We start from the raw sequence: 20,647 nt of genomic DNA, 5'->3' as shown, positions 1-20,647 counted from the left end.
GCCGGCCGGCGATCAGAACTCCACTTCCAGTTCGATGATCTCGTCCGGCTCAGCCACGGCCCCTTCGGTCCACTCCCGCATCAGCGGCCAGGCAAGCACTGTCTCGACATAGGCGGCCAGCCTCGGTTCCAGCTCCACTGCATAGGTGCGGAAGCGCGTGCAGACCGGCGCATACATCGCATCGGCGACGGTCGGCGCCTTTCCGAACAACCAGGGACCGCCGCTTGCGTCGAGGCAGTCGGTCCAGATCGTCTTCACCCGCTCCACATCGGGGCGTGCGCCCGAAAATATCTTGAAGCTCGCATGCCGCGCCTTGAGATTCATCGGCAGGGCCGAGCGCAGATTATGGAAGCCGGAGTGCATCTCGCCCGAGACGGAGCGGCAGAGGGCACGGGCAACCCGCTCAGTGGGCCATAGCCCCGCCTTCGGAGCGATTTCGCTCAGATAGTCCGCGATCGCCAGCGTGTCCCACACGGTGACATCCTCATGGGTCAGTCGCGGCACGAGAACCGATGGCGATAGAAGAAGAAGCTCCTGGCGGGCCTCATCGTTCATTTCCACCAGCATTTCGGTGAAATCCAGGCCGGCCATGCGGCATAGCAGCCAGCCACGCAGCGACCAGGAGGAATAGTTCTTCGAGGAAATCGTCAGTGTCGCCTGCGTCATCGCGATCCAATCCGTGCCGGACAAATAATGGTCTGCCATAACAATCTTCTCGCATAGCGCGGCATATTGCACTAGCTTTTTTGCACTGCCGCATTTCTCTGGCAGTGCGGGAGACGTCGGCCATGCTCTATCAAGCCTATCAATTCCAGGATGATCTCATTGCGCCCCTGCGCGATCTGGCGCGGCGCCTGCAAATATTCTCCGCGCCGATGTTCTGGGGACCGGCGGGCGAGATGGGGCAGCACTTTTCTGCCGCGCTGGAAATGATCTCCCGCTACGAGATCACCCACAAGCGGCCCGACTTTGCTATCGACGTCGTCAGGGTGGGAAATCGCGACGTACCCATCACCATTGAAACCACGCTCGATCTGCCCTTCGGCAAGCTTCTGCGCTTTGCCGCCGATATCGATACACCGCGACCGAGGATCCTCGTGGTCGCGCCGCTTTCCGGGCATTTCTCCACGCTCCTGCGCGGCACGGTGAAAACCCTGCTTCGCGACCACGATGTCTACATAACCGACTGGGCGAACGCCCGCGATGTGCCCGTCTCCGCCGGACTTTTCGGCATGGACGATTATGTAGACTACATCATCCGCTTCCTGGAGAAGATCGGCCCGGGCGGGCACGTCCTTGCCGTGTGTCAACCCTGCGTGCAGGTACTGGCGGCGGTTGCCGTCATGTCGGAAGACGGGCATCCGGCGACGCCTCGGACCATGACCTTGATGGCCGGTCCGATCGATCCGCGCGAAAGCCCGACCGAGGTCAACGAGCTTGCCGTGTCCAAGTCGCTCGCCTGGTTCGAAAATTCGCTCATCAGCAATGTGCCGTGGCGCTATTCGGGCGGCGGCCGACGTGTCTATCCTGGCTTCGTGCAGCTCGTTGCCTTCATGGCCATGAACATGCAGCGCCATCAGGACGCCCATCGCAAGCTCTACGAGCATCTGGCCAAGGGCGAGACGGCCGAGGCCGCCAAGATCAAGACCTTTTATGACGAGTATTTTGCCGTACTCGACATGACCGAGGAATTCTATATCGAGACCATCGACCGGGTGTTCCAGAAAGCCGAGCTGGCGACGGGAGATTTTACCTATCGTGGCCAAAAGGTCGATCCCGGCATGATCCGCAAGACGGCTCTTTTAACGGTCGAGGGCGGACGCGACGACATCTGCGCCCTCGGCCAGACCTCGGCCGCACACGATCTCTGTCGATCGCTGCGGCCGCATCTGAAACGGCACCATCTTCAGGCCAATGTCGGACACTACGGTGTATTCAACGGCCGCCGCTGGGAAACGGAAATCTATCCCATCGTCCGGAACATGATCCTCGCGATGGAATAGCGCAGCCGCTCAAGCCCAACCCAGGGTCAGAACGCCGAAGAGAATGACGACGCCCAGCACGATGCGGTAGATCACGAAGGGCCAGGTGGAGAAGCGTTCCAGGAAGCGCATCAAGCCCCAGATCGCCACGAAGGACGAGATGCTGCCGACAATAAGCCCGACGAGCAGCACCGACCACGCCTCCATTGGAATATGAGCCTTGTAGAGCGTGAACAGCTCCTTCAGCCCGGCAAGAGCGATGGCGGGAAGTCCGAGCAGGAATGAAAACCGCGCCGCTTCGTCGCGCTTCAGGCCAAGGAAGAGTGCGCCTGTCAGCGTGGAGCCCGAACGAGAGACCCCTGGAACGAGGGCGCCGACCTGAGTGATGCCGACGAACAGGGCATCCATCAGGGTCATCTGTTCCATGTCCTTCGTATGTCGGCTGTAGAGTTCCGCGACGGCCAGAAGAATGCCCATGACGAGACAGGCGAGACCGATGACCCAGAGGCTGCGAAACGACGTGCCGCAGGCATTGAGCGAAGACGATAGCAGCAGGCCGGCAATGACGATCGGGATGGTGGCGATGATGATGGCAATCGCAAGCCGCATCGCGGGCGAGCGCCAATCTCTCTGCCTGATGGCATCGAGCGATCCGAAGGTGACATAGCGGACATCGCTCCAGAAATAGGAGATGATCGCCGCCAGCGCGGCAAGCTGCATCGCCGCCGAGAACGCCGAGCCCGGATCCTGCCAGCCAAGCAAGGCCGGCACCAGGCGCATGTGGGCCGTCGAGGAGACCGGCAGCAGCTCCGTCAGCCCCTGCACGACGCCCAGAAAAGCTATTTTGGCATAACCCAGGGCGACGAAGCCCGTGTCCACGCCCTGCGTACAAACATCAGCCACGTTTCGATATCCTCAGCTCTTAAGTGGGGGGCTTAGCGCCGGAAGGGCGCGATGAACTTTGCTGCGAAACAGTTTTCCGACGCGTTATCGGTGGCACATGTCGAATGCATTACCGATCTCGCGCTCAGAATCGAGGCGACGATAGTCGGGCAGGCTGAACCCTATCTGAAATTATCAGCTTTATTTTCCAAAGTCTGATGGAATTCTAGCTATCGTCCTCGGGCAGCGACTGCATGTAGCGGATGATGCCATAAAACACGATGCAAAGGACGACGGCGCCGATCACATGATGAAGACCATGCAGAATGTTGTGATGATGCCTGACCAGCAGGGAAAGCAGATTATAAAAAGCTATGGCGAGCACCGTCATGACGGGAGCCAGGACAAGCGCCATGTTCCGATGAATAAAATTGATCATCACACACCTCTTCTACATTTCGGCAGATACTACGAAGATTGAGGAAAAATTGCGACAAATATACGGGCCCACACGAACCGTAAATGGCGGGCGTCCTGAAGAAAAAGCGCCTATTTGGTATAAAGGGCGCGCGACCGCTCCAGATGCTTCAATACCGCCGCCTCCGCGCCATCCGCATCGTTTTCGGCGAGCCGTCCAAGGATTTCCTCGTGCTCGACCAGGGTGAACTTTTCCTTGCCCGTCCAGATCAGCATGTCCGTATGGTAGGTCTTCAGCCAGGCCAGCATGGCTTCGCTGACGGCTGCGAAAATCGGGTTGCCGGAAATCTGCGCGATGCGCGTATGAAACTGCATGTCGGCTGAAATGAACTCCTCGGCATGACCGAGAAAGGCGCGCTGCCGTTCGATGATCTCCTGGAGATCGGCAATATCCTTTTCGGTTGCGCGCACCGCTGCCTCGCGCGCCATGCCGCGCTCGAAGAAAATGCGGGCGCTCTTCAAATGCTCCAGCGAATCCGTCGATTGCGACAGCATGATTTTCGCCGTCAGATCGACCTGCCGGAAGAGTGACTTGGCGGTGAGTTGCAGCACTTTTGCCCGCTCACCATGGGAAATGTTCACCAATCCCATATTGGCAAGTGCCTGCATCGCCTCGCGGATCGCCGGACGCCCAACACCGAAACGCTCCATAAGGACGCGCTCGGATGGCATTTCGTCGCCCGGCTTGAGTTCTCCCGATGTAATCAACCGTTCGAGCCGATCAAATACTTCGTCGGACAGCTTTCGACGTACAATTTGTTCTACTGGCTGGCCCATGGAACCCCGCTTGCTCAAAGCTTTTCTTTCCTTATGCATTTTTGCCTGCCGTCGAGAAAGCCCATACGGAACAACCTGCCGGCTAACGAGCAAAAAAATCGTTGCAGAAGTTGGGATACTCATTATACCACTTCACCAGTTTACGCCACGCGAAAATCGTCGGCGAAAGGAGCAGTCAGTCCCTATGACCATCACCATCACCTACCGTATCGAAACGTCAGGCAGCATCGAGGCGATGGCCCGCAAGATTGCCAGCGATCAATCGACCGGCACGTTCGTGGCGGTGCCTGGCGAGACAGAAGAGCTCAAATCGCGGGTGGCCGCCCGCGTCACGGCGATCCGCCCGCTTGCCGACGCCGAGCGACCGACATGGCCGGAAGCTGCCGAAGGTCACGGCCGCATCCGCCGTGCCGATGTCGATATCGCCTTTCCGCTCGATGCGATCGGCACCGATCTTTCGGCGTTGATGACCATCACCATCGGCGGCGTCTACTCGATCAAGGGCATGACCGGCATCCGCGTCGTCGACATGAAGCTGCCGCAAGCCTTTCGCGACGCTCATCCAGGCCCGCAATTCGGCGTTGCCGGCAGCCTGCGGCTGACCGGCGTCAGCGGTCGTCCGATCATCGGCACCATCGTCAAGCCGGCACTCGGCCTGCGGCCGAAGGAAACGGCTGACCTGGTCGGCGAATTGATCGGCTCGGGCGTCGATTTCATCAAGGACGACGAGAAGCTGATGAGCCCCGCCTACTCGCCGCTAAAAGAGCGCGTCGAGGCGATCATGCCGCTCATCCTCGATCACGAGCAGAAGACCGGCAAGAAGGTGATGTACGCCTTCGGCATTTCGCACGCCGATCCCGACGAGATGATGCGCAACCATGATCTCGTGCTGAAGGCCGGCGGCAATTGCGCCGTTGTCAACATCAATTCCATCGGCTTCGGCGGCATGAGCTTCCTGCGCAAGCGCTCCGGCCTGGTGCTGCACGCGCATCGCAACGGCTGGGACGTCTTGACCCGGCACCCCGGCGCCGGCATGGATTTCAAGGTCTATCAGCAGTTCTGGCGTCTGCTTGGCGTCGACCAGTTCCAGATCAATGGCATCAGGGTCAAATATTGGGAGCCCGACGACAGTTTCGTCGAATCCTTCAAGGCCATCAGCACGCCGCTCTTCGATCCATCCGACTGTCCGCTCCCCGTGGCGGGTTCCGGTCAGTGGGGAGGCCAGGCTCCGGAGACCTATCGGCGCACCGGCCGGACCACGGATCTTCTCTATCTTTGCGGCGGTGGCATTGTCAGCCATCCGTTCGGGCCTGCGGCCGGCGTTAGGGCCATCCAGCAGGCCTGGCAGGCAGCTGTTGCTGACATCCCGCTTGATGATTACGCCAAGAACCATCCGGAGCTTGCCGCCTCGATCGCAAAATTCAGTGACGGCAAGGACGCCTGACAGCAATGCCCAATCTTCTTCTCAGCTATTATGGCGACGACTTCACCGGTTCGACCGATGTCATGGAGGCGCTTGCTTCCAACGGTGTCCCGACCGTGCTGTTTCTCGGCATTCCGAGCGCAGCCATGCTGGAGCGTTTCAAGGATTGCCGCGCCATCGGTGTCGCAGGCACCAGCCGCAGCGAGACGCCGGAATGGATGGACGAGCATCTGACGCCGGCGTTCGCATGGCTGAAAAGCCAGGGCGCGGGGATCTGCCACTACAAGGTCTGCTCAACCTTCGATTCCAGTCCGAAGGTCGGGAATATCGGCAGGGCGATCGAGATCGGAAAGATGCTCTTCAACCAGCCTGTCGTACCGGTCATCGTTGGCGCGCCGCAGCTCAAACGCTATACAGCCTTCGGTCACCTCTTTGCCGCCTATCAAGGCCGGGTCTTCCGCATCGACCGCCATCCGGTGATGAGCCGGCATCCGGTCACGCCGATGGACGAGGCCGATCTTACCGTGCATCTGAGCAAGCAGACCTCCCTCCCCGTCAGCCTTGCTGATCTCGCGACCATCGTGGCGGCAGACGCGGACGAGCGGATCGACAGGCTTGTAAAGGGAGATGACGGCATCCTCCTCATGGATGTTGACAGCACGGAAACGCAGGCAGCCGCAGGCCGTCAGCTATGGCGCCTTAAAAACAAGGGCGGCTCCTTCGTCGCCGGCTCCTCAGGCGTCGAATATGCCCTTCTGAACGCCTGGCGCGACGAAGGATTGATCGGACCGAAGCCGGACTTCCAGCAGCCTGGCAAAGTCGAACGTCTCGCGGTCGTCTCCGGCAGCGTATCGCCGACGACCGAACGCCAGATCCGCCGCGCGGTGGCCGACGGCTTCGACGGTATCGGCGTCGATCCGCTGGAACTGGTCGGCGAAGACGCCGAACGCGCCCTGGAGAAGGCAGCCAATGCCGGCATTGCGAGCCTGAAGGAAGGCCGCAGCGTCATTCTCCATACGGCACTTGGCCCCTCGGCCGACCGGGGTGGCGATATCGATCGAATTCCCGGCGCGCGGCACCGCCTCGGGCAGGCCCTCGGCATTCTTCTACGGCGGCTGATCGAACAGGAAGGTCTCGGCCGTGCCGTCATCGCCGGCGGCGATACGTCAAGCCACGCATTGCAAGAACTGCGCGTCGATGCACTGACCACCTTGCTGCCATTGCCGCAGACGCCGGGATCGCCGCTCTGCACGGCGCACGGCAACCACGCACCGACCAACGGTCTGCAGATCGCGCTCAAGGGCGGCCAAGTCGGAACCGATGATTACTTTGCGCAGATCCGCGATGGGAGAAGCTCGTAGCCCGCATGCCATTTTTTGACTTAGCCAATGGCATACTCATTGACTCATCATACCACTTACGATACCACGCCTTGAAAGCAAACGAGGTATTATCATGACTGCAATTGCTCTTTTCGGTGCTGGCGGCAAAATGGGCTACCGGCTCGCCAAGAATCTGAAAGGCTCGCGTTTCGACGTGCGCCACGTCGAGGTCGGCGACGCCGGCAAAGCGCGGCTGAAGAATGACCTTGCCATCGATTGCGTACCGGCGGACGTAGCACTCGACGGCGCCGATGTGGTCATTCTTGCAGTTCCGGATACGGCGATCGGCAAGGTCGCCGCCGGCATCGTCGACAAGCTCAAGCCCGGAACGATGGTCGTCGCTCTCGACGCCGCCGCCCCCTTTGCGGGCCATCTGCCGCAGCGCGAGGATCTCACCTATTTCGTCACCCATCCATGCCACCCGCCGATCTTCAACGACGAGACGGACATGCAGGCCAAGAAGGACCATTTCGGTGGCCTGTTTGCCAAGCAGCACATCGTCTCGGCCCTGATGCAGGGGCCGGAGACCGCCTATGCGCTCGGCGAGGAAATCGCCAAGGTCATCTGGGCACCCGTCATGCGCTCGCACCGCGTGACCGTCGAGCAGATGGCGATGCTGGAACCGGGCCTTTCCGAGACGGTTTGCGCCTCGCTGCTCGTCGTCATGCGTCAGGCCATGGATGAATGTGTTTCCCGCGGCGTTCCGGCGGAAGCCGCCCGCGACTTCCTGCTCGGCCATATGAATGTGCTTGGCGCAGTCATCTTCAAGGAAGTCGACGGCGTCTTCTCCGATGCCTGCAACAAGGCAATCGAGTTCGGCATCCCCGCCCTGATGCGCGACGACTGGAAGAAGGTTTTCGAACCGCAGGAGATCGCCGAAAGCATCCGGCGCATCACCTGAGGAGATCCTGGGGAGGGCGTCAGTCCTCCCTTCATCACCTTGTCGGGAACGGTGTTTGTTTCGTATTTGGGAGGAGACCATGAAACTGAGTGACATTCATGCGAATGGCACAGGCTGGCTGAAATGACAGAGCTCGGGGGCGCGTTGATCGGTTGCGGCTTCTTCGCGGTCAATCAGATGCACGCATGGCGAGACGTCAAAGGTGCTCATATCGTTGCGATCTGCGATCGCGATCCGGAGCGACTGAAGATCGTCGGCGAGCAGTTCGGCATCGAACGGCGCTATACGGATGCGGCCGCGCTCTTTGCCGACGGTGGCTTCGATTTCGTCGATATCGCGACGACGGTGCAGAGCCACCGTACCCTGGTCGAAATGGCAGCCGCGCACAAGATCCCGGCAATCTGCCAGAAACCCTTCGCAAAGACGCTTGATGATGCCAAGGCGATGGTCGATGCCTGCTCCCGAGCCGGTATCCCCCTCATGGTGCATGAGAATTTCCGCTGGCAGACACCCATTCAGGCCGTGAAGAACGTCCTGCTATCGGGCACGATCGGTGAGCCCTTCTGGGGCCGCTTTTCCTTCCGCTCAGGCTACGATGTCTTTTCCGGCCAACCCTATCTCGCCGAAGGCGAGCGTTTCATCATCGAGGATCTCGGCATCCATACGCTGGATATCGCCCGCTTCATTCTCGGCGATGTCACTTCGCTCACAGCCCGCACGAAGCGGGTCAATCCGAAGATTAGGGGTGAGGATGTCGCGACCATCCTGTTAGACCACGAAAGCGGTGCGACATCGATCGTCGATGTCAGCTATGCTACCAGGCTCGCAATCGAACCCTTCCCGGAAACGCTGATCGAGCTCGACGGCCCGAAGGGAACGATCCGGCTTTCGCAAGGCTATCGCCTCGAAGTCAACGGCCCCGACGGCATGACCGTCTCTGATTCTTCGCCGCGGCTTTTATCCTGGGCTTCGCGCCCCTGGCACAACATCCAGGAGAGCGTGCTGGCGATCCAGCAGCACTGGGCCGACCGTCTGGCGGATGGCAGCGAGACCTCCACATCCGGGGCCGATAATCTCAAGACTTTCGCGCTTGTCGAGGCGGCCTATGAGAGTGCCGCCAGCGGTCGCGCCGTCGATATCCAGGCAATGCTGCGATGACGACCGGGATCGACCCGTTTCAGCTCTATGGAACGCGCGAGACGGACACGCCGCCGGTGCGGCTGACTGCCGGCAGGCTGGCTGTCGACTTCAAGGACGGCAATCTGCGTACCATCAAGTACGACGGCGCTGAAGTGCTGCGCGCGGTTTCCTATCTTGTCCGCGACCGCGATTGGGGCACTTACGCCCCGTCTATCAGCGACCTACAAATTGATCAGCGTCTGGACGCCTTCGCCGTCAGCTATGTCGCGCGCTGTGCCGGACCTGGCGACACGGAGCTTGCAATTGATGTGCGGATCACCGCTCAGGCGGGTGAACCTCTGATCTTCGAGGCCGAAGCCCTTTCTCGAACCGGCTTCGCGACGAACCGCTGCGGCTTCTGCATTCTCCATCCGATCGTCGGCGTCGCAGGCATGCCGGTTTCGATCGAGCATGTCGATGGCCCCAGCGAGGAGACGCAGTTTCCCGATCTCATCGCGCCGTGGCAGCCTTTCAAAGACATGCGCGCGATCACACACCGCGTGACCCCAAGCGTGACGGCAGAATGCCGCATGGAGGGCGACATCTTTGAAATGGAGGATCAGCGCAACTGGTCGGATGCGTCCTACAAGACTTATGTCCGTCCCCTCGCCTTGCCTTGGCCCTATCGCATATCGGTGGGTGAGCCCATTCGGCAGCGGATCGTTCTCAGTATCCGCGATAGGGGGCACCCATCGATCGCTCCAACATCGCGTTCCGCGGAAAATGGCTCCATCACACTTTCGAGCGGTAGCAGAAGCGGCGTCATGCCACCGATCGGGCTTATCATCACGCCGCAGGAAGCGAAGGCAACGCTTGCGGCCCGCGACAGGCTTGCCGAGATCGGCCCGCAGGAACTGCTGTTCCATTTCGATCCAGACGCCGGCCATGGTGCCGATGCCTTCAAATCCTTCGCTGCCGTCGCCGCGCTTCATTCCGGCGGCTCGACGCTGGAAATTGCATTACCCTGTCGACAAACACCGCTTGCCGAAGCAACGCAGATCGCGAGCCGGATGCAAGCGGCAGGTTTCAATCCCGATGCGATCGTCATTTCTCCTTCCGTCGACCGGCAATCGACACCACCGGGCAGCGAATGGCCGGAATGCCCACCGCTGGAAGAGGTCTATGCCGCCGCACATGCAGCCTTTCCCGGCATGCGTCTCGGCGGCGGCATGCTGAGCTATTTCACCGAGCTCAATCGCAAGCGGGTTCCAGCCGGTCCGCTCGATTTCATTACGCATTGCACCAATCCGATCGTGCATGCGGCTGATGATCTCAGCGTCATGCAGACGCTTGAAGCATTGCCGTTCATTACCCGCTCCGTGCGCGCCATCTACGGCAACAAGCCCTATCGCATCGGCCCTTCGACCATACCCATGCGCCAGAACCCCTATGGCAGCCGCACGATGGACAATCCGGATGGCGGACGCATCGCCATGGCCAACACCGATCCCCGGCACAGCGCCCGTTTCGGCGAAGCCTTCGCTTTCGGCTATGCCGCCCGCGTGCTCGATGTCGGATTGGAATGCCTGACGCTCTCCGCACTGACCGGACCTTTCGGCCTCATCGCCGGCAAGAGCGAACCGTCCCCGGCCGGCGCCACCCGCCCGATCTTCAACTCGGTCGCGACGCTGGCCCGCCTTGCCGGCAGCCAATGGCGCGAATGCATATCGTCCGAGCCGACCTCAGTGCTTGCTTTCGTCACCGCGCGAACCGGTGAGCGGCGGCAACTGCATCTGGTCAACGTCACCCCCGCACCGCGCCGGATCGAACTTGGACCCTTCCGTTCCGTTGACCAGCCCAAAAGCGATGCCCTCACGCTCGGAGCCTACGCGGTCACTTCGGCGACTTTGACGGATTGACGTGAACCCGCAGACGCGCATGTTAGTCCCAACAATCGCAGTGATTTGGGAGGACCGGCGTGAAGACGAAGAAACTGATCAACGAGGGTGCGGCCGCCGTCGACGAGATGCTGGCCGGCATTCTGGCAGCCCATCCCCGCCACCTTCGCGCTCTGGAAGGGTCGCCCCGTTCGATCGTCGCCAAGCATGGGCCGCGGCCCGGCAAGGTCGGCATGGTCATTGGCGGCGGCTCGGGACATGAGCCGAGCTTCCTTGGTTTCGTCGGCAAGGGACTTGCCGATGCAGCCGCGATCGGCAACGTCTTTGCCTCGCCGCCGCCCGACCCCATCATCGAATGCGCCAAGGCCGTCGACGGCGGCGTCGGCGTGCTGTTCCTCTATGGCAACTATGCCGGCGACGTCATGAATTTCGACATGGCGGCCGAGATGGTTGCCATGGATGATGTGGAGGTACGCACCGTCGTCACGACCGATGATATTGCTTCTGCCCCGCCGGAGCAGAAGGAGCGCCGGCGCGGTGTCGCCGGCAACGTCTTCGTCTTCAAGGCGGCAGGTGCGGCTTGCGATATGATGTATGGCTTCGACGAGGTCGAACGCGTTGCGCGATGGGCCAATGAGCGGACTTTTACGATGGGTGTCGCGCTTTCTCCCTGCTCCCTGCCGCAGACCCGGAAACCCAATTTCGAACTCGGGGCCGATGAAATGGAGATCGGCATGGGCATTCACGGCGAGCCGGGCGTTGCGCGCGGCCCGCTGAAGCCGGCGGATGAAGTAACGAGCGAGCTGGTTGGTAAGATCCTTCACGAAATGAAGCCCGCCCGCGGCGACCGCGTTGCCGTGCTCATCAATTCGCTGGGCTCGACGCCCCTCATGGAGCTCTACATCCTGATGCGCAAGGTGAAGATGATGCTCGATGAAGCGGGCCTAGTCATCCATTTGTCGCTGGTCGGCAATTACTGCACCTCGCTGGAAATGGCCGGCGCCTCGATCACGCTGATGCATCTCGATGACGAACTCCAGCGACTGATCGATCACCCCTGCGATTGCGCCATGTTCCGCTCCGGTGAGGCCCTGCAATGACGACTGTGACGGTTGAGGATCTGAAAGCGCTGTTTACCCGCATCGCCGAAGCGATGACGCGCGAAAAGGATCGCCTGTGCGAGCTGGACGGCTTAATCGGCGACGCCGACCATGGTATCGCCATGGAACTCGGATTTGCCGCTGCCGCCAAGGCAGTTTCAGGGCTGGATGCAACGACGGCCGATCCGACGCTCGTGTTCAACACGGCCGCCAAATCCTTTCTCAATGCTGTCGGCGCCTCTTCCGGACCGCTCTACGCAACCGCGCTGATGCGCGCCGGCGCATCAGCGAAGGGAAAGTCATCGCTGAACGACGACGATATGGTCGAGATCTTCACGGCTTTCGCCAAGGGGATTCAGGACAGAGGCAAGGCGGAGGTCGGCGAAAAGACGATGGTCGACGCATGGGCGCCTGCCGCGATAGCCTGCCGAGCCGCGCGTGACCGAGGCCAGCCGCTTGCCGCTTGCCTGACCGCCGCCTTGGAGGCTGGGAAAGCGGGAGCCGACGCAACCAAGGAGATGATCGCCGCCAAAGGCCGCTCGTCCCGGCTTGGCGATCGCGCCTTGGGACACATGGATCCTGGAGCCGCTTCGGCGGTGGTGATCATAGCGTGCCTTCATATTCATTTCACGTCATAATGATGATGAGCTCATCATACCAGTTGACATGCTGATATCTATTTGCCAAAACCGCCCTCAGCTTAGCTCGGAGGAGGATTGAAGATGGCTATCAGTTGGAAATATGCGCGTTGGTTCGGCGCGGCTACGATTGCCGCGGCAGCTCTGGTGGGGACCAATGCCGCCGCGGAAGACCTGACGCTGTGGACGCTGAACTTCGACAATGGCGGCGCCAACACCGCCCTCAAGAAGGTGGCAAGCGACTTCGAAGCCGCCAATCCCGGCACTCATATCCAGATCGTCCAGCGTGGGGTCGATGAACACAAGACCGCCCTTCGCGTGGCGGCCGGTTCCAGCAAGGGTCCGGATATCTATTTCAGCTGGGCCGGTCTCGGTCTTGGCGGCGAATATGTGAAGGCCGGCCTGTCGCTGCCGCTGGACAAATATTACACCCAGTACAAGTGGAGCGACGAACTGCTTCCTTCGGCGGCCGCCTTTGCCGACCTCTATCCGGGCGGCAAGCATGGCGTTCCCTTCACCTTCAAGGGTGAGGCCATCTACTACAACAAGAAGCTCTTCCAAAAGGCCGGTATCACTCAGGAGCCGAAGACCTACGAAGAGCTGCTCGCCGACGCGGAGAAGCTCAAGGCTGCCGGAATTCCTGCCTTCACCTTCGGCGGCTCCGTCAACTGGCATGTGATGCGCCTGATGGACGTACTGCTCGAAACCAAATGCGGCGCCGACAAGCATGACGCGCTAATGGCCATGAAGACCGACTGGAACAAGGAGCCTTGCGCCACCGACGCCTTCACCGAATTCGCCAAATGGACCAGCGATTATACGCTGAAACCCTTCATGGGGATCAGCAACCAGCAGTCTTACACGCTGTTTGTCGCCGGCCGCGCCGCGATGATGCTGGAAGGCGACTGGCTTGTCAGCCAGCTGAGCGGCAGCGGCGTCAATCTCGACGATTACGGCGTCGTGCCGTTCCCGACGAACACCAACCGGCTCTACGGCTTTGCCGAATACAACTACGTCAGCACCAAAAGCAAAAGCCCGGACCTTGCCGCCAAGTTCCTCGACTACTTCCTGTCGACCAAGGTCCAGCAGGATCTCGTCGGGCAGGTCAGCTCGATCTCGGTCAACAAGAACGTTCAGTATGCCAACCAAAAGCCGCTCGAAGCAAAATGGCTGGATATCTTCAAGACCTACGGCAAGGTCTACATGAACGGCGACCAGGCCTTCCCGCTCGATGTCACGACGGAGTATTTCCGGGTGATCAACGATGTCGCGGCCGGCAACATCAAGCCGGCGGATGCGGCCAAGCAGCTGCAGACCTTCATCTCGGGCCGCACCTAATCTTCGAGGGAGGCCGCCGCCCCGATCACCGATCGCGGCGGACGGCTTCCCTCACCTTCGTGCCATGCGCCAGCCGTCGCCGGGAGCAATCAGAATGTCACTCCGAAACCGAACCCATGATCCCCGCGTCCAGGCGCTGATCCTGCTCGCTCCGGCCATGCTGATCTATGTGATCTTCGCACTGTATCCGATGCTGAACGTGGTGGTTCTGAGCTTCCAGAAGTGGAACGGGCTTGCCCCGCAACGCCCCTTCGTCGGTCTTGCAAATTATCAATATATCTTCACGCAGGATCCCGTCTTCTGGGTCGCCTTCAGGAACACGGTTATCTGGACGATCATGTGCGTGATCTTCCCGCCGATGGTGGGGCTTCTGCTGGCGCTCAGCCTCAACCAGAAGCTCTTCGCCCGCAACACATTTCGCGCCATCTTCTATTTGCCCGTCATCATCGCGCCGATCGCGGTCGCGACCATGTGGAAGTGGATGTATGATCCGTTCTTCGGCCTCTTCACCGAGATCCTGACCTCGTTGGGGCTGCAGAGCTGGATACAGGACTGGCTCGGAGACAAGAGCGTTGCGCTCTACTCCGTCTTCGTCGCTTATCTCTGGCAGTCGGTCGGTTTCTCCATGGTCCTGTTTCTCGCCGGCCTGCAGAACGTCTCGCAGACGCTGGTCGAAGCTGCACGCATCGACGGCGCAGGTCGTTGGAACATCTTCAGATACGTCACGCTTCCCGCACTTCGCACGACGATCACCATCGTGCTGGTGCTGTCCGTAATCTCATCGCTCAAGGCTTTCGACATCGTTTATGGCCTGACCGGCGGTGGACCGGCGCAATCTACACAGATGCTGGCGCTCTGGGCTTTCACGCAGGCGATGCAGATCTTCGATTTTGGCCGCGGCGCTGCGATCTCCGTCGTCCTGCTGCTGATCACCATCGCCGTCGTCATCCCCTATCTGCGCTGGACGCAAAAGCATGAGGAGGCCGAGCAATGACGGCAACATCGGCGACCTCCATGTCCGACGGCTTCGAGACCGTTGCTGTCGCAAAGCCCAAACGTGACCCTATCCTGATCGCGTTATGGATCACGCTGCTCGTCGTCGCGCTGATCTGGCTGGCGCCCTTCATTTTCATCCTCTTCACCTCGCTGAAGACGCAAGCAGCGGTTACCAGCACGGGGGCTTTCATGCCGCCGACCAATCCTGCCTTCGAGAATTATTCGAACGCCTGGGGACGCGGCAATTTCGCCGGCGCCTTCCTCAACAGCGCCATCATCACCGTCATCAAGGTGCCGCTCGGCCTCATCCTGTCGGCCATGGCGGCCTATGCTCTCGCCAAGATCCGCTTGCGATTTAGCAAACTGTTGCTGCTTCTCGTCGTCTTCGGGACCATGATCCCCTTTCAAGTCATGCTGGCGCCGCTGTTCACGCTCGTCAATTCGCTTGGCCTGATCGACACCTATCCCGGCGTCATCCTCCCCTATATCGCCTTTGGCGTGCCCTATCAGGTCTTCATCCTGCACGGCTTCTTCAAAGGCATCCCGAAGGAGCTGTCCGAGGCCGCACTGATCGATGGCGCCAGCCACTTCACCATTTTCCGCCGGATATTTCTGCCGGTCTGCCTGCCAGTGCTCGCGGCCCTGCTGATCCTGGATTTCGTCTCGACATGGAATGAATTCGCCATGGCGCTGGTGCTGCTGCAGGACCAGCACATGTGGACGCTGCCGCTCGGGCTCATGTCCTTCCAGGGGCAGTTCTCCAACGATTACGGGCAGTTGAACGCGGCAATCGTCATGACCGTGCTGCCGGCAACCATCGTTTATCTGATCTTCCAGCGCTACTTCGTCTCCGGGCTCACCTCCGGCGCGGTCAAGGGCTGAACGGTCAAATCATCCATACATATCGAGGAGAACATCATGTCCAACGCGTCCGTCGAAAAATGGGGTGTCTTCGAGGCGGCCTTCAACGGCCCTTCGGGCGGCAATCCCTATCTCGATGTGGCATTCGATGCCGTCTTCAGCCAGCACAGCCGCGAGATCCGCGTGCCGGGCTTCTATGACGGCGACGGCGTCTATCGCGTTCGCTTCATGCCGGACAATGAAGGCGAATGGTCGTTCCGCACGCGTTCGAAGAGTACAGAACTCGATGGCAAGACCGGCTCGTTCGTCGCCACCAAGCCTTCGGAGGGCAATCATGGCCCGGTGCGCGTGCGCAACAAATTCCATTTCGCCTATGCCGACGGCAAGCCTTTCCTGTCCTTCGGTACCACCTGCTATGCCTGGACGCACCAGCCGCTCGACATGCAGGCGCAAACGCTCGAGACCTTGAAGCAGGCCCGTTTCAACAAGATCCGCATGGGTGTGTTCCCCAAGGACTATCCCTACAACGTCAACGAACCGCTTTACCCCTGCTTCGAAAAGGGTACTGATGGCAAAGAAGATTTCGACAGGCCTAACCCGGTCCTCTTCCGCCATTTCGAAAAGCAAGTCGGAGCCCTGTGCGATCTCGGCATCGAAGCCGACATCATCATGTTCCATCCCTATGACCGCTGGGGCTATGCCGACATGTCGGCCGAGCAGGATTTCCGCTACGTCGCCTATCTCGCCGCCCGTCTTGCCGCCTATCGGAATGTCTGGTGGGCGCTTGCCAACGAATATGATTTCCTTCTCGACACCAAGCCGATGTCGCAGTGGGACCGCTACTTCCACATTCTCGAAGAGAACGATCCCTACGGTCACCTGAAATCTATCCACAACGGCGAGCAGACGATGAATTTCGATCATCGCAAGCCTTGGGTCACGCATACCTGCATCCAGAACTGGGATGTGAAGCGGACCCAGGAATGGCGCGACGCCTACGGCAAGCCCGTCGTCAACGACGAGCCGGAGTATGAAGGCAACATCATCCAGTCCTGGGGCAATCTGACCGCGCAGGAACTGGTCCATCGCTTCTGGATCACCATGACACGCGGCGGCTATGCCGGCCACGGCGAAACCTATTCGCATCCGGAAGACCTCATCTGGTGGGCCAAGGGCGGCGAGCTTCGCGGCGAGGCATGGAAGCGCATCGGCTTCCTGCGCGAGCTGCTGGAACAGGACGTCGTCAACGGCCTCGAGCCGATGGCGGGTGCCGGCGAATGGCCATGGACGCGCGTCTCCGGCGCTCGTGATGGCGATGTCAGCTACATCTATCTCGGTGAACACCAGCCGATCATCTGGTCGACGGGCCTGCCGAAGGACGGCACGGACTATGACGTCGACATCATCGACACATGGGAAATGACGATCAGGCCGGCCAAGAAGGTGGAGGCGCCGATCCCTCACCCGACACGGCACGGCGCGATCGTGCGCGGCGGCAAGGCGGATGCGGCTTTCGGCGTGGAATTACCGGGCAAGCCTTGTCAGGCGCTGCGTATCCGGAAGAAGCATTGATCCAAGGGAAGAATTTCATGTCCGGATTGACCATCAAGAACGTCAGGAAGTCCTACGGCGCCGTCAATATCATCCATGGCGTCGATGTCGAAATCTCGGACGGCGAATTCGTCATTCTTGTCGGGCCGTCGGGCTGTGGCAAGTCGACGCTGCTGCGCATGATCGCGGGACTCGAAGATATTACCGGCGGCGAGATCTCGATCGGCGGACGGGTCGTCAACGACCTGCCGCCGAAGGATCGCGACATCGCCATGGTGTTCCAGAACTACGCGCTCTACCCGCAGATGACGGTCGCGGAGAACATGGGCTTTGCGCTGCAGCTTGCCGGCGCCAAGCGCGCCGAGATCGACCGGAAGGTCGGCGAGGCCGCGAATATCCTCGGGTTGCAGCCGCTGCTGGGTCGCAAGCCGGCACATCTTTCCGGCGGTCAGCGCCAGCGCGTCGCCATGGGCCGCGCCATCGTGCGCGATCCGAAGGTCTTCCTCTTCGACGAACCGCTCTCCAATCTCGATGCCAAGCTGCGCGTGAAGATGCGCGCCGAGATCAAGGCCCTGCATCAACGCCTGAAGACAACGATCGTCTATGTCACGCACGACCAGATCGAAGCGATGACCATGGCCGACAAGATCGTCGTGCTGCAAGGCGGCAAGGTGGAACAGGTCGGCTCGCCGCTGGAGCTTTACGATCGTCCGAAAAATGTTTTTGTCGCGGGTTTTCTCGGCTCGCCGGCGATGAACTTCCTCGAAGGCCGGATCACCGGCGGCGCGACGCCGGCGCTCACCCTGCCGTCCGGAACCCGCATCCCGCTGGCGCACGTCCCGGCCCAGGCAGACGCCCGAGACATCATCCTCGGCATCCGTCCGGAAGACATAGCCTTTGCGAGCGATGAGGGCATCGCCGCGACCGTGAGCGTGATCGAGCCGACCGGTTCCGAGACCCATGTCGCGCTTGAGCTGGAAGGCAGGGAAATCACGTGGGTGATGAGGGAACGCGCCGAGCTTACGCCCGGCCAAGTCGTGCAGATTTCCCTGAAGTCGCCGAACCTTCACTTCTTCGACAAGGTCACCCAGCAGCGCTTGTGAACTATCTGGGCCACTGCGCGCGCATCATCGCGACGTGCGCTTGCGGGCGTCGCTCATGACCAGGAAGACCCGTTTGATGAACGCATCGCCGTCGAATTGCCGCGCAGCGCCCTCGGCAACATGTTCGGGGCGATCGAATATGAAGGCTTCGAGATTGACGACGGGCAATTTCAATCTGGTTCGCACCTCGCCGATCATTGCCGTATGCGTGATCACCAGCTGACAACCGTTCGGCTCGAACCATTCCTGGATACCGGTCGCCGGCATGGACGCCACCGTCAGCCCCTGCTCCGACAGAACAGAACCGATGCGGGAAGCAACCTGCTGATTATCCAGACAGATCAGCACATCGGTTTGGGACTGGGACGACGAATAGTCTGAAAGCATCGGGCGGCCTCTCGTTCAAGCTGAGGCGAATATACCGATTCGGATGTAACGCGGTATTATAAGTTGTTACATTTTGTTGCAGGACAGTGGCTGCCCTGAAAAGCGGTGTTTGTCCGCGAAAAATTACGCGGCAAATTTTAAAAATATGCCGCAACATAACCACACACACGCGATCCCGGAAGGCTGGTTTCCTACGCTCATCGAGATGGAAACAAAAAGGGCCTGCTTTGCGAGAGAACCGCGATGAGGAATCAAGCTGTGCCACAGGCGTGCGCGGCACGCTGATGGGTACGCGCCGCTTTCTCACCAGACGCCTCTGCATCTATGGGTCAGCTGTCTTGCCTGCAATGCCGCCTTCAGCCTCATCGGGGCCGGCCCCCGTCAGTTCATAATCTTCAATCTGCTGACATTGCCGGCATTTTCGGCGAGATCTTTTCAAGACACGTCCCTTCGGGCCGCTGAAAGCCGTCCGTCTCGCCACAAAGCGAGCCAATCAGCGGCAGCCTGTAGACCGCTGATCGGATATCTGATGGACTTGCTCGTCGCATGCTACGCCATGACCGTGTTCGTCGACAATCTGGCGACGGGATCGAGTGTGCTCGGCAGCTTGCGCTGATGCCAGAGAATGCGGCCGGGCTATCTGGAAAAACGCTCCGGCCGGAAATCGGCCAGAAGCGGGTGGCGCTTGCCGGTCGCGATCTCGTCGGCAAGCAACTCGCCGGCAATCAGGCCGAGGGTCGCGCCGCTATGGCTGAAGGCGACGAAATAGCCCGGCAGCGCCTGCAGCTCTCCGAAGACCGGCTCGCCGTCGCCGGGAATGGGCTTGGGGCCGACGCCGTAATCGCCGATTTCGAGCTTAGGATTGCCCTCCAGCACCTTGGAGGCTTCCTGCAGCAGACCTTCGAGCGTCGAGAACTTGATGTCGTAACTGCCGTCCGCATTCACGATGACTTCCTCCTCGGACCATGCAGAATCCAGCGCGAAAGCACCATCCGGCGTGGGCCGGATGGCAACGCGGGGCGTATTGAGCACGGCCTTCAGCGCGTGATCGATCGGCTTCGTCCTGACCAGAAGCGCAATCGGCGTCCCATCGCCGATATGCTGGCCGGCCTCCGCGACGATCGCCGGCACCGCGCCGCCTGCAGCAAGCAGCACCGCATCGGCCTGCCAGCGGGTTCCGTTCGATGTGGTGACACCGCGGACACGGCCGTCCTCGACGTCGATCGTCGCGCGACCGGCATCGGTGACGATTTCGCCGCCCAGCGCCACAAATTCCTCGGCGAGAACGCCGATCAGCAACGGCAGATCGACCCAACCCTCGCCCGGATTGAAGATTGCGCCCTGCGGTGTCACCGAGCGCGCATCGACGCCCGGCGTCGTCCCGGCGATGTTTTCGGGGGCAAGCAATTGCGCGTGATAGCCAAGGTCACGCTCATAGTCGAAGACCGCGGCGATCTCGTTACCGGCATCGTCGGCATCCCAGGTCAGGCCGCCGTCGAAGCGCAGCCATGCGGCATCCGGATATTTGGCAGAAAGCGTGCGATAGCGATCGATACCGGCAAGACGCAGCCGATGATAGGCGTCGGAGCGACGACGCGACGAGTTGAGCCAGGCAAGCGAGCGGCCTGATGCACCGTTTGCCAGCGGGCCGTCGTTGATGATGGTCGTGCGAATACCGAGCCGCGCAAGATGAACCGCTGTTGAAACCCCGAAGATACCGCCGCCGACGACAATGACTTTCGAAGGACGAGTGGGAGCATGCATGTTGAGTAACCTTGTCTACAATGGATGTTGCGATCGAAAGGCTGCCGAAATTCTCGCCAGCCCTGCTT

The 20,647-nt window shown here is 60.5% G+C and carries 20 protein-coding genes; 14 read left to right on the top strand and 6 right to left on the bottom strand.

The annotated features are described in order from the left end of the window. Positions 1 to 12 precede the first annotated feature (12 nt). Positions 13 to 666 (bottom strand): glutathione S-transferase, encoded by a 654-nt coding sequence (locus AB8B29_RS22985; RefSeq protein WP_037197561.1) that lies wholly within the window; start codon positions 664 to 666, stop codon positions 13 to 15. Positions 667 to 788: 122 nt separating this feature from the next. Here AB8B29_RS22985 and AB8B29_RS22980 point away from each other — a divergent pair, with 122 nt between their 5' ends. After that, positions 789 to 2,003 carry a polyhydroxyalkanoate depolymerase gene (locus AB8B29_RS22980; RefSeq protein WP_439006722.1) on the top strand — a complete coding sequence of 405 codons (1,215 nt, stop codon included), beginning with the start codon at positions 789 to 791 and terminating at the stop codon, positions 2,001 to 2,003. A gap of 9 nt (positions 2,004 to 2,012) precedes the next feature. Here AB8B29_RS22980 and AB8B29_RS22975 read toward each other — a convergent pair whose 3' ends face one another. Beyond that, positions 2,013 to 2,885: an undecaprenyl-diphosphate phosphatase gene (locus AB8B29_RS22975; RefSeq protein WP_037197435.1), complete on the bottom strand. Its 873-nt coding sequence runs from the start codon at positions 2,883 to 2,885 to the stop codon at positions 2,013 to 2,015. A gap of 51 nt (positions 2,886 to 2,936) precedes the next feature. On the opposite strand from AB8B29_RS22975, the gene AB8B29_RS22970 reads away from it, so the two are divergent. Next, on the top strand, positions 2,937 to 3,083 hold the full coding sequence (locus tag AB8B29_RS22970) for a hypothetical protein (protein ID WP_156143649.1): 147 nt from the start codon (positions 2,937 to 2,939) through the stop codon (positions 3,081 to 3,083). Positions 3,084 to 3,090: 7 nt separating this feature from the next. Here AB8B29_RS22970 and AB8B29_RS22965 read toward each other — a convergent pair whose 3' ends face one another. Further along, positions 3,091 to 3,303: a hypothetical protein gene (locus AB8B29_RS22965; RefSeq protein ID WP_037197434.1), complete on the bottom strand. Its 213-nt coding sequence runs from the start codon at positions 3,301 to 3,303 to the stop codon at positions 3,091 to 3,093. A gap of 110 nt (positions 3,304 to 3,413) precedes the next feature. Next, the gene (locus tag AB8B29_RS22960) at positions 3,414 to 4,118 is read right to left on the bottom strand and encodes a transcriptional regulator NanR (RefSeq protein ID WP_037197433.1); all 705 of its coding nucleotides are present in this window, start codon (positions 4,116 to 4,118) and stop codon (positions 3,414 to 3,416) included. A gap of 184 nt (positions 4,119 to 4,302) precedes the next feature. On the opposite strand from AB8B29_RS22960, the gene oiaX reads away from it, so the two are divergent. The 12 genes from oiaX to AB8B29_RS22900 all read left to right on the top strand — a co-directional run bounded on the left by oiaX (position 4,303) and on the right by AB8B29_RS22900 (position 18,428). Beyond that, positions 4,303 to 5,562, top strand: coding sequence for a 3-oxo-isoapionate-4-phosphate decarboxylase OiaX (gene oiaX / locus AB8B29_RS22955; RefSeq protein ID WP_047560253.1), 1,260 nt, complete (start codon positions 4,303 to 4,305; stop codon positions 5,560 to 5,562). A 5-nt stretch (positions 5,563 to 5,567) separates the two neighbouring features. Then, positions 5,568 to 6,902, top strand: coding sequence for a four-carbon acid sugar kinase family protein (locus tag AB8B29_RS22950; RefSeq protein ID WP_113119417.1), 1,335 nt, complete (start codon positions 5,568 to 5,570; stop codon positions 6,900 to 6,902). A gap of 94 nt (positions 6,903 to 6,996) precedes the next feature. Next, on the top strand, positions 6,997 to 7,824 hold the full coding sequence (locus AB8B29_RS22945; RefSeq protein ID WP_145676073.1) for a phosphogluconate dehydrogenase C-terminal domain-containing protein: 828 nt from the start codon (positions 6,997 to 6,999) through the stop codon (positions 7,822 to 7,824). A gap of 123 nt (positions 7,825 to 7,947) precedes the next feature. Continuing rightward, positions 7,948 to 8,982 carry a Gfo/Idh/MocA family protein gene (locus AB8B29_RS22940; RefSeq protein WP_439006721.1) on the top strand — a complete coding sequence of 345 codons (1,035 nt, stop codon included), beginning with the start codon at positions 7,948 to 7,950 and terminating at the stop codon, positions 8,980 to 8,982. Continuing rightward, positions 8,979 to 10,862: a D-apionate lactonase gene (gene apnL / locus AB8B29_RS22935; protein WP_037197428.1), complete on the top strand. Its 1,884-nt coding sequence runs from the start codon at positions 8,979 to 8,981 to the stop codon at positions 10,860 to 10,862. Before AB8B29_RS22940 ends, apnL begins: the two co-directional genes overlap by 4 nt. A 59-nt stretch (positions 10,863 to 10,921) precedes the next feature. Next, positions 10,922 to 11,941, top strand: coding sequence for a dihydroxyacetone kinase subunit DhaK (locus tag AB8B29_RS22930; protein ID WP_439006720.1), 1,020 nt, complete (start codon positions 10,922 to 10,924; stop codon positions 11,939 to 11,941). Next, positions 11,938 to 12,579 carry a dihydroxyacetone kinase subunit DhaL gene (dhaL, locus tag AB8B29_RS22925; protein WP_037197427.1) on the top strand — a complete coding sequence of 214 codons (642 nt, stop codon included), beginning with the start codon at positions 11,938 to 11,940 and terminating at the stop codon, positions 12,577 to 12,579. Before AB8B29_RS22930 ends, dhaL begins: the two co-directional genes overlap by 4 nt. Before the next feature lie 84 nt (positions 12,580 to 12,663). After that, positions 12,664 to 13,917 (top strand): ABC transporter substrate-binding protein, encoded by a 1,254-nt coding sequence (locus tag AB8B29_RS22920; RefSeq protein WP_037197425.1) that lies wholly within the window; start codon positions 12,664 to 12,666, stop codon positions 13,915 to 13,917. 94 nt (positions 13,918 to 14,011) lie between these two features. Continuing rightward, positions 14,012 to 14,911, top strand: a complete 900-nt coding sequence (locus tag AB8B29_RS22915) for a carbohydrate ABC transporter permease (protein ID WP_037197423.1) — start codon at positions 14,012 to 14,014, stop codon at positions 14,909 to 14,911. 20 nt (positions 14,912 to 14,931) lie between these two features. Then, positions 14,932 to 15,795, top strand: coding sequence for a carbohydrate ABC transporter permease (locus AB8B29_RS22910; RefSeq protein ID WP_197072761.1), 864 nt, complete (start codon positions 14,932 to 14,934; stop codon positions 15,793 to 15,795). A gap of 36 nt (positions 15,796 to 15,831) precedes the next feature. After that, complete coding sequence (locus tag AB8B29_RS22905) at positions 15,832 to 17,346, top strand: DUF5060 domain-containing protein (RefSeq protein ID WP_037197421.1); 1,515 nt, start codon at positions 15,832 to 15,834, stop codon at positions 17,344 to 17,346. A 17-nt stretch (positions 17,347 to 17,363) separates the two neighbouring features. Then, positions 17,364 to 18,428, top strand: coding sequence for an ABC transporter ATP-binding protein (locus tag AB8B29_RS22900; RefSeq protein ID WP_037197420.1), 1,065 nt, complete (start codon positions 17,364 to 17,366; stop codon positions 18,426 to 18,428). A gap of 24 nt (positions 18,429 to 18,452) precedes the next feature. Here AB8B29_RS22900 and AB8B29_RS22895 read toward each other — a convergent pair whose 3' ends face one another. Next, complete coding sequence (locus AB8B29_RS22895) at positions 18,453 to 18,815, bottom strand: hypothetical protein (RefSeq protein WP_037197418.1); 363 nt, start codon at positions 18,813 to 18,815, stop codon at positions 18,453 to 18,455. A 636-nt stretch (positions 18,816 to 19,451) separates the two neighbouring features. Further along, a complete protein-coding gene (locus AB8B29_RS22890) occupies positions 19,452 to 20,579 on the bottom strand; it encodes an NAD(P)/FAD-dependent oxidoreductase (RefSeq protein WP_037197416.1) in 1,128 nt (375 codons plus the stop codon). Between the last annotated feature and the right edge of the window lie 68 nt (positions 20,580 to 20,647).

The sequence above is a fragment of the Rhizobium sp. 11_C7_N12_5 genome, from assembly GCF_051811145.1.
Lineage (GTDB): Bacteria > Pseudomonadota > Alphaproteobacteria > Rhizobiales > Rhizobiaceae > Rhizobium > Rhizobium lusitanum.
This window is presented reverse-complemented; position numbering and strand designations above follow the sequence as displayed.